General features: G+C 50.4%; 15 protein-coding genes. 3 read left to right on the top strand and 12 right to left on the bottom strand.

The window, feature by feature from the left end; all coding sequences use genetic code 11:
- Positions 1 to 84: 84 nt before the first annotated feature.
- Positions 85 to 726 (top strand): outer membrane lipoprotein periplasmic chaperone LolA1, encoded by a 642-nt coding sequence (lolA1, locus tag AWR27_RS22655; protein ID WP_077133297.1) that lies wholly within the window; start codon positions 85 to 87, stop codon positions 724 to 726.
- Positions 727 to 813: 87 nt separating this feature from the next.
- Here the strand turns inward: lolA1 and upp are convergent, their stop codons facing one another.
- Positions 814 to 1,461 (bottom strand): uracil phosphoribosyltransferase, encoded by a 648-nt coding sequence (gene upp / locus AWR27_RS22650; protein ID WP_077133296.1) that lies wholly within the window; start codon positions 1,459 to 1,461, stop codon positions 814 to 816.
- Positions 1,462 to 1,598: 137 nt separating this feature from the next.
- Here upp and AWR27_RS22645 point away from each other — a divergent pair, with 137 nt between their 5' ends.
- The gene (locus AWR27_RS22645) at positions 1,599 to 3,383 is read left to right on the top strand and encodes a hypothetical protein (RefSeq protein ID WP_077133295.1); all 1,785 of its coding nucleotides are present in this window, start codon (positions 1,599 to 1,601) and stop codon (positions 3,381 to 3,383) included.
- A gap of 42 nt (positions 3,384 to 3,425) precedes the next feature.
- Positions 3,426 to 4,004 (top strand): D-sedoheptulose 7-phosphate isomerase, encoded by a 579-nt coding sequence (gene lpcA, locus AWR27_RS22640; protein WP_077133294.1) that lies wholly within the window; start codon positions 3,426 to 3,428, stop codon positions 4,002 to 4,004.
- Between the two features lie 271 nt (positions 4,005 to 4,275).
- On the opposite strand, the gene AWR27_RS25875 is transcribed toward lpcA, so the two are convergent.
- The 11 genes from AWR27_RS25875 to rfbA form a co-directional block, all read right to left on the bottom strand.
- On the bottom strand, positions 4,276 to 5,691 hold the full coding sequence (locus tag AWR27_RS25875) for a DUF5916 domain-containing protein (protein ID WP_232326071.1): 1,416 nt from the start codon (positions 5,689 to 5,691) through the stop codon (positions 4,276 to 4,278).
- Positions 5,692 to 5,699: 8 nt separating this feature from the next.
- Entirely contained in the window at positions 5,700 to 6,629 is a 930-nt protein-coding gene (locus AWR27_RS25870; RefSeq protein ID WP_232325905.1) for a carbohydrate binding family 9 domain-containing protein, read from the bottom strand.
- A gap of 98 nt (positions 6,630 to 6,727) precedes the next feature.
- Complete coding sequence (locus AWR27_RS22630; protein ID WP_083733031.1) at positions 6,728 to 7,489, bottom strand: TPM domain-containing protein; 762 nt, start codon at positions 7,487 to 7,489, stop codon at positions 6,728 to 6,730.
- Positions 7,490 to 7,556: 67 nt separating this feature from the next.
- Entirely contained in the window at positions 7,557 to 7,991 is a 435-nt protein-coding gene (locus AWR27_RS22625) for a TPM domain-containing protein (RefSeq protein ID WP_077133292.1), read from the bottom strand.
- 93 nt (positions 7,992 to 8,084) lie between these two features.
- A complete protein-coding gene (locus tag AWR27_RS22620) occupies positions 8,085 to 8,666 on the bottom strand; it encodes a LemA family protein (RefSeq protein ID WP_077133291.1) in 582 nt (193 codons plus the stop codon).
- 76 nt (positions 8,667 to 8,742) lie between these two features.
- Complete coding sequence (locus tag AWR27_RS22615; RefSeq protein ID WP_077133290.1) at positions 8,743 to 10,203, bottom strand: DASH family cryptochrome; 1,461 nt, start codon at positions 10,201 to 10,203, stop codon at positions 8,743 to 8,745.
- Positions 10,204 to 10,298: 95 nt separating this feature from the next.
- Positions 10,299 to 10,958, bottom strand: a complete 660-nt coding sequence (locus AWR27_RS22610) for a response regulator transcription factor (protein WP_077133289.1) — start codon at positions 10,956 to 10,958, stop codon at positions 10,299 to 10,301.
- Positions 10,959 to 11,017: 59 nt separating this feature from the next.
- Complete coding sequence (locus AWR27_RS22605; protein WP_077133288.1) at positions 11,018 to 11,827, bottom strand: sensor histidine kinase; 810 nt, start codon at positions 11,825 to 11,827, stop codon at positions 11,018 to 11,020.
- 124 nt (positions 11,828 to 11,951) lie between these two features.
- Positions 11,952 to 12,629 (bottom strand): hypothetical protein, encoded by a 678-nt coding sequence (locus tag AWR27_RS22600; RefSeq protein WP_077133287.1) that lies wholly within the window; start codon positions 12,627 to 12,629, stop codon positions 11,952 to 11,954.
- A gap of 28 nt (positions 12,630 to 12,657) precedes the next feature.
- A complete protein-coding gene (locus AWR27_RS22595; RefSeq protein ID WP_077133286.1) occupies positions 12,658 to 13,050 on the bottom strand; it encodes a hypothetical protein in 393 nt (130 codons plus the stop codon).
- A gap of 408 nt (positions 13,051 to 13,458) precedes the next feature.
- The gene (rfbA, locus tag AWR27_RS22590; RefSeq protein ID WP_077133285.1) at positions 13,459 to 14,319 is read right to left on the bottom strand and encodes a glucose-1-phosphate thymidylyltransferase RfbA; all 861 of its coding nucleotides are present in this window, start codon (positions 14,317 to 14,319) and stop codon (positions 13,459 to 13,461) included.
- Positions 14,320 to 14,366: the final 47 nt, after the last annotated feature.

Genomic DNA, 14,366 nt, shown 5'->3' with positions numbered 1-14,366 from the left:
ATCAATAGTATCGTCTAACAACCAACTAATCATTGGGTAAGCTCGTTGTGTTTGCTCAATTTTGTGACTTCGACTCTAATAACAATGAGAAAATTTGCATGGATGCTTGGGCTGGCCGTTGTGCTGTCGATGCCCGCAATGGCGCAGAAAGATAAACGCGCACAGAGTATTCTGGACGCGATGAGTGCCAAATACAAAGCCCTGAAATCATATCAGGCTACATTCGCTTACGCCAGCGCGGGGGGCGGTGTCAAAGAATCGTATAAAGGCGATTTGACAGTGAAGAACGAGAAATTCCGGCTGCTGCTGGGCGGACAGGAAGTGTTTACCGATGGCAAAACGATGTCTACGTACATCAAAGAGTCGAACGAAGTAAACGTGCAGGATTATGATAACAACGCGGCAGGCGACCTGAACCCGACGCAGATTTACTCGATCTACAAACGAGGGTTCGACTACAAATTCCTGCGCGAGCAAAAACAGGGTGGGCGAACGCTCGAAGTTATTGAACTGAAGCCAAACCGCCCGAAAAGCCCAATCTCGACCATCCAGATTGCCGTTGACAAAGCCGACCGTTCGGTACGTAGCTGGGACATTCTGAACAAAGACGGCAAACGCACCTCATATACGATTACCAAATTCACGCCCAACGTTAACATACCCGACGCCTTCTTCGTCTTCGACAAAGCGAAATATCCCGGTGTTGAAGTCGTTGACCTACGATGAATGGTAAAATAAAAATGGATAGGTTGTAAAGGTGCGTTGATAAACAAACGCTTTTCGGCCTTATACCCTATCCCTTCACACCTTGTATCAAACCTTCCCCCCGTAGGCCAGATCACCGGCGTCGCCTAAGCCGGGTACGATGTATGAATGCTCGTTCAGATGGTCGTCAATGGCGCCGAGCCAAAGGTGGCACTGAGGTAGTAGCTGTTGTACATGCCGAACACCTTCGGGGCTTGCAATGACGGCGGCAATGTGCGTTTGGGCCGGAATGCCGTAGCGTAGCATAGCATGGTAGACTTTTTCGAGCGAACGGCCCGTTGCCAGCATTGGGTCGCACAAAATCAGTGTTTTGCCGCTTAAGTCTGGCCCAACAATGTAGTCCATTTCTATCTCAAACTCATCCTGCTGGTTGGGCGAGTAGCCCCGATACGCACCCACAAAGGCGTTCTCGGCCTGGTCGAAGTAGTTGGCGAAACCCTGGTGAAACGGTATTCCTGCCCGCAGAATGGTAGCCAGAACAGGCTGTTGCCGAATGACTTGCGTATGCGCTATGCCCAATTGCGTTGGAATAGACACATTGTGATACGACAGCGTTTTCGAAATTTCGTAGGCCATCAGTTCGCCGATGCGTTCCAGGTTTCGGCGAAAGCGTAGCCGGTCGCGCTGAATAGATACATCGCGAAGTTCGGCTATGTATTGATTGATGAGCGAGGGCTGTTGTGTAAAAACAAACATGTGGAGAAGGCGTCTTTTGGCGTAAATTAGTCGCTTGGTTGGCGTATATCCAAACCGATTGCCTAATTTAACCGGCTCATATGGTTTACCGCATCATTTTTGCAAAGGTTAGCAGGGTCGAATAGCTGGTATTGTACATGCGTCACGTCGTTTTCCTTTATTGCTTTTTTTTAAGTTCGCTTACCCTTCAGGCGCAAAGTCCGTTTGTTCCGCTCAACACGGATTACTATCATCTGATTGATCGGCTCGAGATTCGCCAAAACCGCTGGGCTGAAGGGTTTCACAGTTCGGTAAAGCCGTATAATCGACACAGTGTTATTCAGTTAACCGATAGCCTGCTGAACAACGCGAATCGCGATTTATCGGATACAGACTATTTCAATTATGACTACCTGCGCGACGACAGTTGGGAGTGGGTCAGCGTAAAACGCGATACGGCCCGGTCAGACCCGTTTACCCGACACCTGCTGCCTGCCCCGTCGGTGGGCGATAGCCGTCAGCCATTTCTGAAGCACTTTTATCGTAAAAAAGCTGATTTCTATAGCCTGCAAACGCCCGACATCGATTTGCATGTCAATCCAGTGTTGCACTTAGGGCTGGGTATGGAAAGCGTGTCCCGCCAAACCGAGCCAGTTAGTTCAAATCGGCAGGAGTTGTTCGTTAATACACGGGGGCTGGAAGTACGTGGCACCATTGGCAAAAAGCTGGGGTTTTACTCTTTCTTTTCGGATAATCAGGCAATTCTGCCCGCGTATATTCAGGACTATGGCTTAACGTATAGCGGAAGCAGTGGTCTCGGCGGCTCAGCACCGGGCGAGGGATTCACCAAGCGATTTGGCACCTACGGCGTTGATTACCTGTCGGCGCGGGGGTATATCACGTTTAATGCGCTGAAAGTCATCAATGTACAGTTTGGGCATGATAAAAACTTTTTCGGCAATGGTTATCGGTCGCTGTTTTTGTCGGACAATAGCCCACAATATCTCTTCATGAAGTTTTCGACCCGGTTGGGCAAGCGTTTTCAGTACACCAATCTGTTCACGCATCTGCAAAATACGCAGGTAGAACTTCGGGCGGGCGAAGACCTGATTCCGCCAAAATTTATGGCTGTGCATCACCTCAGCGTTAATGTGTCGGACCATATTAATTTTGGCGTATTTGAAGCCGAAGTTTTCAGCCGCGACCGCGTAGATTTGAGCTACCTCAACCCGGTTATCCTGTACCGCTATGTTGAGTCGCATCTGGGCAGTGCTGATAACGCCTTCATTGGTATCGATGTCAAAGCCAATTTCCTGTCGCATTTTTTAGTGTATAGCCAGCTTATGCTTGATGAATTTCGACTTGGCGACCTGATGGCGGGCAAAGGAAGCTGGACCAATAAGTTTGCTTTTCAGGTTGGCGGTAAATACATCGATGCATTCAACGTACCCAATCTTGACCTACAGGTCGAAATGAACCTCGCACGGCCTTATACCTACGCCCACGAGGCTTCTCCAACAGTCAACGCGGGGCAAACCAACTACGCGCACTACAGCCAGCCATTGGCGCACCCGCTGGGTAGTAATTTTGCAGAAGGGATAGGCATTGTCCGTTACCAGCGTAAACGGCTCAGTCTCAACGGCACGTTCGGCGTAATGATGACCGGTACTGACCCTGCGCCCGATTTCAACTACGGGGGCAATATTCTAAAAGATTACAACACCCGCCGGAGCGATGATGGGAATTTCATTGGGCAGGGTCGCAAAACAATTATCAATTACGGCGACGTGCGGGCTTCCTATATGATTCGGCACAATGTCTTTCTGGAAGGCCGTTACATGTACCGTTTTCAGGACAGTCAGGCCCGCTCGAACACATATACCAACCAGACCGCCAGCTTTGCGCTCCGCTGGAATTTCCCATACCGGAGTTGGGTCTTTTGAGACAGATAGCTGTTTACCACCATAACATCACACCTGAATTACATGCTCGACATTATTCGCCAGGAACTTACTGAGGCTCAGTCGGTTCTTACTACTTTCTTAGAAAACCCCGACCATCTGGCATCCATCGAAGCAGCCGCCCGGCTGATGAGTGAGGCCATTCAGAACGGCCATAAAATTATTTCGTGTGGCAACGGCGGCTCCCATTGCGATGCTATGCACTTTGCCGAAGAATTGTCGGGCCGCTATCGCGAAAATCGCCGGGCACTCCCCGCCATCGCCATTTCCGACGTCAGCCATCTCTCCTGCGTGAGCAATGATTTTGGCTACGAGTTTGTATTTTCCCGTTTCATCGAAGGTCTGGGCAACGCAGGCGACGTGCTGCTGGGTATCAGCACAAGCGGCAACTCGGCCAATGTAATCCGGGCCGTGGAAGCTGCCCGGCAAAAAGGCATGAACGTGGTGTTGCTCACTGGTAAAGACGGCGGTAAACTCGCCGGGCAGGCCGACGTTGAAGTTCGCGTACCTCACTTCGGTTATGCCGACCGCATTCAGGAGATTCATATTAAAGTGATTCACCTGTTTATTCTGCTGATCGAACGAAGTCTGAACCAGGATTAGCCGAGATTATCAGGATTAAACAGGATTTATGCGCTGCGCTTGTTTTACATAATTGAACAGGTTGAACGCACAATAAAATTTTCTTTGGCAATCTCTCAAAAAGTGGTCAATTTTTGAGAGATTATCGGGCAGTTGTGAAAATTACTCAGACGAAAAATGGGCTGTTTAGGCTTTTCAATAGCGAGAACTTCGATAATGCGTTTAACCTGATAATCGAACAAGCGCAGCGCATAAATCCTGTTTACTCCTGATAATCCTGGCTAATCCTGGTTCAGAATTGCTTCAGGTATGTCAGTTTTCCGACGATGTGCTGCTCCTGCTGACGGTCGGTGGCACGGACAGATCCGGCGAAAGCTCCGCGATTGTAGACGATGTACAAGAACGAGAGTGGCTGAAACTCCCACGCCAGTCGCATATTCCAGACATTGCGGTCGGTGAAGGTGTTGCGCTGGATAAAGCTGATGAGTTGCAGGCGCGGGTTTACAGCTAATCGGCTCTGTACGCTATAAAGAGCAACGTTGCCTGTGTAGCCGCCTACGTTGCTGAAACGGTTCAGTTCTGTGCTAAACGTGAAAGCAACGTGCGGCACCGGAGCCAGCACCAGCGACCCGCGCCCATAGCTCAGTTGCCCGTCGTAATAGCGGCCCGTTTCGCCCTGAAAACTGTATGATACCCGTTTCGACGGATCGCTGCCGAACAGCAGCGAGTACCGGATATACCGGTATTTACCCGACTCAATTGCCAGTCCCAGCGGGCGGAAATCGCCATCGTCTAACCGCTGAAACGTGGGATTGGCAAACAAGCCCAGAAAGCCCGCATTCTGGAACGTAAACCAAAGTGGGTTTAAATTCCACTGCGCTTCCTGCAAATAGCCAGTCGAAGCTTTGTGATAAATTTCAATAAATACACCCGGCTCATAGTTACGCACCCACTTGGGCACCCATTTGGCACGGCTCACTAAAAACGTGCCTATCGCATTGGAAATCACATCGGAACGCGATACAAAGCCTACTGCCGGGTCGAAATTTTTTGTTACAACCGATTGCGTGAGCCAGCCTACCAACTGATTCGAGCGGTAGAAAAACTGGCTGTAGCCCGCCACGCCCGGCCCCGTACCATTCAGCGATGACCGCACCGACGAGAGCGTACCCATCAACATAGTACTGTAGTTGAGCGCAGGCCCCAGCCGAAAAAAGCCGTCAACAGCTACCGTCGCATCTTGCCGCCCCGTAGCAGAATCGGTGCTATGGACGTTTTTGTATGTAACTAATGCACCCAGACGGTTTTGTCGGCCAACGTTCTCAACGTAACGGGCCACGGCAAAATCGGTCGTTGGAATGCCGGGAATGCCACGCTGCCGAATCAGCATACCGCCGTAGTTGCGCTGTATAGATCGATACACATACCGCGCTCCGGCATCAATTGGAACGGGCGTGCTGGTGCCGTCGGGCAGAAAATCAAGCCCGATTCGGCGGCTGAAAAATGGTCGAATCACCATATTACCGCCCTCGCCAAAGTCGTTTACTGGCCCCAACCCTGCCCCGAACAAGCTTGCATTTTCCAAGAAAAACGCCCGCCGTTCGGGAAACAACACCGAGAAACGCGTCAGGTTATTCACCTGCCGGTCAACATCGGCCTGAGCAAAATCGGTGTTGAACGTCAGATCAAGCACCGAATTAGGGTTAATGGCCCATTTTATATCGCCCCCAATTTCCAGCGCGTGTCGCGACTGTTGCCCACTTCGGTGCCATCATAGATGTCGTCCGACAGCAATACATACGGCTGAACCCGGACGTTGGGGCGCGGTGGCGGTGGTTTCAGGCCCGTCATACGCCCGGCATAGTCCATGCGCAGCCCCGACGGGAACGCCCGTGGAAAGGCCGACCATGCCGATAACTCGTTGGTGGTTCGCCGATTCCGAAAAAAATTAATGCCCCACGTTTGAGTTGAATCGGCGGTGTGTGGGTAGCGGAGCGTTTGCCACGGAATCTGCATTTCGGCCACCCAGCCCGAATCGGTGCGGGTAGTGCGTACTTTCCAGAAGCCATCCCAATCGGTATCGAATAACAGGTCGTCGAAACTTAACAGATCGCGCTGAGTGGCATAAGCGTTGGTCATCAAAGCCATCGCATTACGCCGGTCGTTGAAACCATCGAACGAAACCCCGAAAAAATCGTGCGCCCGAAATTGAAAATCACGCTGAAAATTGGGCGTTCGCAAACCGCGTGGCCCCAGTGTGTCGCGGTTGAAAGCAGCAATGTACAGAAACTGCCGGTTGAACAACACCCGCACGTCGGTGTCGAACGTAGCCGGTCGGCCTTGCCGGGGGTCAACCTGCGTAAATCCCCGAATGGGTTTGGCCCGCTGCCAGTCGGCTTCGTCTAACCGCCCATCGATACGTAGTTTTTCCTGAATTTCAGTCGCCTGAATGGTAACGGGTTTCCTGGCGGGCTGAAAAATAACCGCCTGCCCGCCGTTATCGTCGGCGACTAAACCAGTCGTTTTGAGCGAGTCGGGCACTACTACGTCCGACTGTGCCGTATTGGGAACAACAGGAACAGTTTGGGCAAAAACGCTGGTTATAAGCAGTGATAAAAGAAGACAGGCAGGTAACGTTGAGGGCATAAAAAAAGCAGATGGTGACAGAACGTCTCAAGTTACGAGCCTTCTTTTGCCACCATCTGCCTTTTTTGCTGAGCGGTTTTTTCGCGGGATGAGAAGCGTCAGTAATCGCCCCCGGCACCGCCCCCGCCGAAGCTACCTCCGCCAAAGCCGCCGAAGCCGCCACTACTTCCACCGCCGAAACTACCTCCGCCGGAGCCACCCCAACCTGAATAGGTAGACGTTGGGAAAAACACCGGTGGAAAAAAGCCCCCGCCCCGATTCCGGTTGTTGCCCCCACCCCGATTCCGGCGCGAGATTACAAATACGATGAACAGAATCAGGAAGATGAAGAACACAATTTCGAGACCATCTGCCGAGCCACCCGCATCGGGTTCGGCGTCATATTCACCCCGCGCCCGCTGAATGATCTCAGTGGTGGCCGCGTCTAAGCCTTCGTAATAGCGTTCCTGCTTAAAGGCCGGCACAATGGTGTTGCTAATGATGCGTTTGGCAATGGCATCTGGAATAGCTCCCTCCAGGCCGTAGCCCGTAGCAATATAAATTTTGCGGGTTTGGGTGGCCCAGGCCAGCACCAAACCGTTGTTTTTACCCTGCTGCCCAACACCCCATTTACGGCCTACCCGAAAAGCAAAGTCGCCAATAGGATACGGCTCCGTAGTTGGCACAATCACGATGGTAATCTGCGTAGACGTAGAATCGTTGTAGGCACGCAGTTTCCGTTCTAACTGATCGCGGTCGGAGCGGCTCAGAATACCCACGAAATCATTGACTAAGCGGGGCGGATTGGGCCGCGCCGGAATCACCGAATCGGCACTGCTGGGCATCTGTGCCAGTACCGCCGTTGGTATCATCGCCAGCATCAGCCAAACGCCCAATAGCAGCGTCCGGGTACTCTTTCGAAAAATGGTGGGTTGGTTCACAGAAGTATTATTGAAACGAAATATCGTCGGGGAGTTCGTTGGTATCGGTACTGCCGTCGTACGGAAAATACTGCGTCAGTTGCCGTCCGGCCTGCACAACGCCCTGCCGCAACCCGCCGACGAAATCGCCCACGGCAAAATGATTGCGCAGCAGGTCTTTAGTCTCTTCCCAAAACCCGACAGGCACGACAGCATTGATACCCTTATCGCCAATAACGGCAAACTTTCGGTCGGCGTAAGCTAAGTAAAATAGTACGCCATTCTGCTGTTTCGTCTGATGCATACCCAACTGCGCAAATACGTCGATGGCCCGCGCAACAGGGTCATTACCTGCACAATGCGGTTCAACATGCACCCGAATTTCGCCCGACGTGGCTTTCTCGGCCTGCCGAATAGCCTCAACAATTCGCTGCTGCTCTTCGGGGGTGAAGGGAGAAGACATAAAAAGTTATAAGGTTGTACGGTTATCGGGTTGTAAAGTTAGCTGATGCCTGAACGACAACGTTATAACCCTACAACCCGATAACTCAATAGCTTAAAATTGTACCGTTGGGGCACTTTGAGCAGCTTGCGATGCCTCGAACAGACCTTTACGCTGGAAGCCGAAAATACCGGCGAAGATATTGTTCGGGAACGACCGCACCGATTGGTTATAGCCCGTTGCTACGCCGTTGAAGTCGTTGCGAGCTACGGTAATACGGTTTTCAGTACCTTCGAGCTGCGCCTGCAATTCAGAGAAATTCTGCGTTGCTTTCAACTGCGGGTAGCTTTCGGCCACTGCCAGCAACCGTGAGAGCGAACCACCCAGTTGATCTTGTGCAGCCTGAAACTTCTGAATGTTCTCGGGCGTCAGTTGATCGGCACTCAGCTTGATGCCCGTAGCGTTGGCGCGGGCCTGAATAACGGCGGTCAGCGTACTTTGCTCAAATTTGGCGGCTCCCTGAACGGTTCTGACGAGGTTCGGGATGAGGTCGGCCCGGCGTTGGTATTGTGTTTGCACATTGGCCCAGGCGTTTTCGACCTGCGTATCTTTCTGTACTAAGCCGTTGTAAGAACTGCAACCGTAAAAGCCCAGCAGAACCAGAACGACAACGACAATGATAGTGACTCTTGACATGGTTTGTTTGGATGGAAAAGGTTGTTAACCGGATCAAATTTGACCAAAACTACGAGATATTAGACGTAAAATTACGTTAGCGGTTTCTTTCGCCCTTCAGCCACTTGGCCGGGCTGATGACTGGTAAGGGATATGAGTCGCCCAGCCGAACGTTGTACTGCGCCAATTCAGTCGCCGATAGATTCGACACCAGGTGTACCTGAGCGGACGGCACCCGCGCCAGTTCGGGTAGCCAGTGTTTCACATATTGGCCCTGCTCGTCGTAGCGCGTAGCCTGACTGTAAATGTTAAAATACCGATCTTCGCGCGGGTCGTTGCCTACACCCGCTACGTAGTTCCAGTTACCCCAGTTGCTACATGGGTCGTAATCGACGAGCAGGCTTTCAAAATAAGCCGCGCCCCAGGTCCAGTCAATGCCGAGGTCTTTTACTAAAAAGCTACCGACATTCTGCCGTCCCCGGTTGCTCATAAACCCGGTAGCGTTCAGTTCGCGCATGTTGGCGTCGATGAAGGGAATACCGGTTTCGCCTTCGGCCCAGCGCAGAAACAAATCGCGGTCGCGACGCCATTTTTTGGTCATATCGTGCCGGATGCCGCTTGGTTTGAAGAGCCGGGTGCCGTAGCGCAACGCTACAAACCGGAAAAAATCGCGCCAGATGAGTTCAAAAATCAGCCAGTAGGTCGAGTCGTTTTTGACGCGTTCCTGCTCATACCGCTGAACCTCCCAATACACTTGCCGGGGCGACAAACACCCCATCGACAGCCACGCCGAGAACTTGCTCGAATAGTCTTCGCCGAGCATTCCGTTGCGGGTTTCTTTGTAGGTTCTGATAAGGTCTTTTTCCCAAACGTACTGCATTAGCCGAGTCAGCGCAACGGTTTCGCCCCCTTTGAATGGTACAGCCGCCCGCACGTCGGCAACAATGTCGCCCGAAAAGCCAAGCGTTGCCAGCGTAGGCACAGGACCGGGCGAAACCGGCATACCTGCCGAATCTGGCGATAACCGAACCTTACCCGGCGTTGGCACTAAATCGCGCACGTTAGCGTATTTCTCGATTTTGTTACGGAACTGCGAGAAAACATCGGGAAGTTTAGCGACCGAGAACGGCAAGTCGCGAACATGGTAAAGCGTTGACTGCCAGAATAATTCGATGTCTATATTGAGTGGTTTGAGCTGCTTGCTCAGGTCCGACTCCACGTCGGTTTCTTCCTGCGTTACTTCTTTACTGGCATAAATGGCCTCAGCGCCGATAGTTTCGGCCAAATCGGCCAGCACAGTTGCCGGGTTCCCAACCCGTATAATCAGGTCGGCTCCATTAGCCTGTAACGACCGGCGGAGGTCGGTTACGGCTTCAATCAGAAAGTTAGTTCGGTAAACGCCCGTTTTAGTGAAACCCAGTTCGTTATGGTCTTTGAACCAGCGCAGATCGAATACAAACACGGGCAGCACGGCATCGGCATCAGCCACGGCGCGGGCAAAACCTTCGTTGTCGTGCAGCCGCAAATCGTTGCGAAACCAGTAGAGAATACGCTTCATTTTCAGTTAACAGTGAGCCGTGTTGCTACTCTGCTAACTACTACGCGCCCGTAACTGTTTACGATTTCGGTTCCCGGCCTGTGGTTCTCTCTGATTCAAACCAAGCTATTTTTGAACGCGTAGGCCACCATGCCCGCCGTGTTTTTGGTGCCGGTTTTTTCGAGGATACGGAGCCTATGTCCTTCAACAGTACGGGGGCTAAGGAATATTTTCTCGCTGATTTCGTTGGTCGAAAGGCCGTCGCAAATCAGCGTTAGTACTTCTTTTTCGCGTTCTGAGAGGAGAATTTTACTATTGTAGAAGGCATTGACGGGCTTGGCTACGGTAGTTTTGTTGGTCATCTTACGCAACATAGCTTTCGATACAAACTCGTTGAGGTAAACGCCTTCGTCTATTACTTTGCGAATAGCTTTTTCAACCTCGCCCGCATCAGCATCTTTTAGCAAATAACCGCTAACGCCCTTTTCGAGCAGGTGCAGTACCATGCGGTCTTCGTCGTGCATGGTCAGCACAACAATCTTTACGAGAGGCCACTGTTGGCGAATATGGTCGGCAGTGGCGGTGCCATCCATAACGGGCATTTGCAGGTCGAGCAATACCACGTCAGGCATTTTGCGCGGCATTTTATCAATCAACTCCTGCCCGTTTGCAGCCTCCAGAATCAGTTCAAAATCGTGAACCTGTCCCAGAATGGTCGCCAATCCAACTCGAAACAGGTTATGATCGTCACAGAGTGCGAGTTTAATTTTTCTCATAGCCGAGGGAGGTTGATAAGCAGTTGTTAGTCGTGAGTAACAGCCACTGCGACAACAAATTAACGCAATAAATCAACAGCTTGCGCAGTCGGCAGACGTACCTGCACATGAATTTCGGCTCCCCGGCCCGGCGATACGTCGAAGGTAACGTGCCCATCTACTACACTCAGGCGGCTTTCAATATTCCGCAGCCCCAATCCCCGGTTACGGTCTTCCATGATTCGGTCAAAATCAAACCCTACGCCATCGTCAAGCACCGACAGCCGGATTTCTCCATCGATACAAAGTAACTGAATCACAACGTGTTGGGCACGGGCGTGCCGAATGGCATTGTTGACCAACTCCTGGGCGATCCGGTAAAGCATCAGCTCGATTGAGGGCGGCAGTTCGGCAATGGCCTCCGGACAGTTGAGCTGTACGCTCAATTCCTGATCGGTAGCACGGTCGGCCAGTTCTTCGAGGGCGGGCAGCAGGCCGAAACGTTCGAGCGTGGTTGGAAACAGGTCGCGGCTGATGCGCCGGACGTTGGTCATGGTTTCATCGATCATGGAGCGGGTTTTTTGCACTTGCAGGTTCAGGCGCAGGTTGTCGCCGTTGAGTTGCCGCTCCATTTGGTTAAGACTCATCTTCGTCACCGACAGCATTGTGCCGATACCGTCGTGCAGTTCTTCGGCTAATCGTCGGCGTTCTTCTTCCTGCCCCCGGAAGGTAGCGTCCATAAGGGCACGCCGGTGTTGTTCCTGCAATTCTTTGAGGGCTAACTGCTGCTTCGCCTGTTTTTGCTGATAATAGGCTACGAAGATGATGATGAACACTGCCATCATCAACAAAACAGCCGTACCAACAGCAATGACAAAGCCCGAATCCATTTTTGAGTGGCTATATAGCCTTAATGACGCTAAAGTTGCCGAATTTAAGTCAAATTAATTTTGACTTTGCAAAGGATTGATTAAGTGGGCATTAGACCGATGTAGTAGTATTCTCACTACGAAGCTATATCAAATTTGTCCGGTCGTGTTTGCTAACCCAAAGCCCGTAAGCCGATGAAACAGCAAATAGGGTAAATAGTAATTGAGTGGCATTCCAATACTTATCAAATACTTCATCAGGCACTTGTTTAGCATCTCCGTACCAGTAATCACTAAATAAAGCCATAAAAAAGGTGCCAGCAGAATACATCAACAGACCTGCCGTAAACCAAAATAAGGTGTGATGTAAAATGTTTTTTACCCGAGTCTCTTTTAGGATTTTGTTAAAATAACTCAGGCAGAAAAAGATAGAATATATTCTAAAAAGTGTTAACCCAACTGACGATACTTCATTTTGCTGGTATGTTCCTATCATAATTATACCACAGCCAAGGGCAACCAGAATACCTATTATTCGGATGGTTATTGATTGAAATGCATAATATAAAATGAGTGCTAAAATCCAGGTTTCAATGATAACTTCTATATTTTGTATAAATAGATTATTTTGTTTCAATAAAGACAACCACAGGGCGAAAGAGTCTTTCAGAAAGTAGAAAAGAAAAAATAATATAATCAATTTATGTGACTTCAATAAATACTTATAGCTTATTAATCCAATAATGATAGGTAAACTACTACTCAGATGAGAAAGAAAATCAATGGGATATTTTTCAATCTGGAGTAGTAGTTTATACAACATTATATCAAAAACAACGGTTAGTTATCGCTCAGCTTTTGCAATGCGGTGGGCAGGTGTGTCCATCACCTAATGAACCATTACCATCGTCGTCTTTCATACCGGCTTTGCTGGTTTTAATCGGCATGTCTTTGCCGTCGGCATAGACGCCGGTCAGCAAAACGCGGGGTTTGAGCTGGCCTTTACCGGTTTCGGTAGGGTTTCCGTCGGCGTCTTCCCAGCGTTTGGCGTGGTGAACACGCAGCCCCACGCAGCCTTCCTGACCAAGCAGTTCCATAACCTGATTGAGACCGAAAAATTCGGAACGAATATACTCGTCGGCTTTGAGGCCAACTTCCACTTTGCGGTCGCGATAGCAACCCGTCAATGACTCGGTTTCGTGTGGATTCAAGAAACGACCAGCGTCTTTACTAAATACACTCATAAGAAAAAAGGTTTAGGAATAAACTCTAACTAAGGCTGTGGAAATGGATATCACCGGAAAGCACGACAAAGCTATAGCGATTATTGTGTGAGGTCAAAAGACCACTTTTCTATACGCGCAGGGAAATGTTGATTATCAATTAATTAGGGTAACGATTAAGCCTTCTAATACGTAGAACTACGTAGTAAAGTGGGGACTTTTGCCTGTTTTCAATAGCAACCAAAAACCGGGAATTATGCGCTCTTACACCCGTTACCAGTCTGCTACCTTTGTGCTGTGGCTGCTAACGCCAGCAACGACTTTCCTGCTCAGGCAATTTACTTTCTCATCTCATAGGTTAGGTTAATAAAAACGCCGGGACAAATGCTCCGGCGTTTTTTGTTGTGTGTTAAACCTGTTGGTAGGAAATTATTTAAGCAGATTTAATAGATACTGCCCGTAGCCGCTTTTCACCAAAGGTTTGGCAATGTTGGCCAATTGTTCGGCATCGATGAATTTCATTCGGTAGGCAATTTCTTCGGGGCAACCAATTTTCAGCCCCTGCCGCTCTTCAATGACGTGTACGAACTGCCCCGCCTGCATCAGCGACTCAAATGTGCCGGTATCGAGCCAGGCAGTACCCCGGTCGAGAACGCCTACTTTTAGCTTTCCACGCTCCAGATACACCCGATTTACGTCTGTAATTTCCAGTTCGCCACGGGGCGAGGGCTTGATGTTTTTGGCAATGTCGACCACGTCATTGTCATAGAAATACAGCCCCGGCACAGCATAATGCGATTTGGGCTTTTCGGGCTTTTCTTCAATCGACAATACGTTGAAATCTTTGTCGAATTCTACAACGCCGTAGCGTTCGGGATCGTGAACCTGATAAGCATACACCACGCCCCCATCAGGGTCGTTGTTGGCCTGCAACAACTTCGACAAACCGGAGCCATAGAAAATATTATCGCCCAGCACTAATGCCACTTTATCGTCGCCGATAAATTCTTCACCAATGATAAACGCCTGCGCCAGACCGTCGGGGCTGGGCTGAACGGCGTAGGTGAACTCACATCCCAGCCGCTTGCCATCGCCGAGCAACTTTTCAAAATGCGGCAGATCATGCGGGGTCGAAATGATAAGAATTTCGCGAATGCCCGCCAGCATCAAAATCGAGAGCGGGTAATAAATCATGGGTTTGTCGTAAACGGGCATAAGCTGTTTACTAACGGCCAGTGTGAGCGGGTGGAGCCGCGTGCCGGAGCCGCCGGCAAGAATGATACCTTTCATAGTGTATTGAGTGGTTGAATGATTGAGTGGTTAAATGATTGAATGCG

The organism is Spirosoma montaniterrae, assembly GCF_001988955.1.
In the GTDB taxonomy this organism is placed as follows: Bacteria; Bacteroidota; Bacteroidia; order Cytophagales; family Spirosomataceae; genus Spirosoma; species Spirosoma montaniterrae.
This window is presented reverse-complemented; position numbering and strand designations above follow the sequence as displayed.

What these genes read in the sequence shown, in the direction of transcription:
- lolA1 (WP_077133297.1), top strand. Translation starts at nt 85, where the DNA reads ATGAGAAAATTTGCATGGATGCTTGGGCTGGCCGTTGTGCTGTCGATG.
- upp (WP_077133296.1), bottom strand. Translation starts at nt 1,461, where the DNA reads ATGTTTGTTTTTACACAACAGCCCTCGCTCATCAATCAATACATAGCC.
- AWR27_RS22645 (WP_077133295.1), top strand. Translation starts at nt 1,599, where the DNA reads ATGCGTCACGTCGTTTTCCTTTATTGCTTTTTTTTAAGTTCGCTTACC.
- lpcA (WP_077133294.1), top strand. Translation starts at nt 3,426, where the DNA reads ATGCTCGACATTATTCGCCAGGAACTTACTGAGGCTCAGTCGGTTCTT.
- AWR27_RS25870 (WP_232325905.1), bottom strand. Translation starts at nt 6,629, where the DNA reads ATGCCCTCAACGTTACCTGCCTGTCTTCTTTTATCACTGCTTATAACC.
- AWR27_RS22630 (WP_083733031.1), bottom strand. Translation starts at nt 7,489, where the DNA reads ATGCTGGCGATGATACCAACGGCGGTACTGGCACAGATGCCCAGCAGT.
- AWR27_RS22625 (WP_077133292.1), bottom strand. Translation starts at nt 7,991, where the DNA reads ATGTCTTCTCCCTTCACCCCCGAAGAGCAGCAGCGAATTGTTGAGGCT.
- AWR27_RS22620 (WP_077133291.1), bottom strand. Translation starts at nt 8,666, where the DNA reads ATGTCAAGAGTCACTATCATTGTCGTTGTCGTTCTGGTTCTGCTGGGC.
- AWR27_RS22615 (WP_077133290.1), bottom strand. Translation starts at nt 10,203, where the DNA reads ATGAAGCGTATTCTCTACTGGTTTCGCAACGATTTGCGGCTGCACGAC.
- AWR27_RS22610 (WP_077133289.1), bottom strand. Translation starts at nt 10,958, where the DNA reads ATGAGAAAAATTAAACTCGCACTCTGTGACGATCATAACCTGTTTCGA.
- AWR27_RS22605 (WP_077133288.1), bottom strand. Translation starts at nt 11,827, where the DNA reads ATGGATTCGGGCTTTGTCATTGCTGTTGGTACGGCTGTTTTGTTGATG.
- AWR27_RS22600 (WP_077133287.1), bottom strand. Translation starts at nt 12,629, where the DNA reads ATGTTGTATAAACTACTACTCCAGATTGAAAAATATCCCATTGATTTT.
- AWR27_RS22595 (WP_077133286.1), bottom strand. Translation starts at nt 13,050, where the DNA reads ATGAGTGTATTTAGTAAAGACGCTGGTCGTTTCTTGAATCCACACGAA.
- rfbA (WP_077133285.1), bottom strand. Translation starts at nt 14,319, where the DNA reads ATGAAAGGTATCATTCTTGCCGGCGGCTCCGGCACGCGGCTCCACCCG.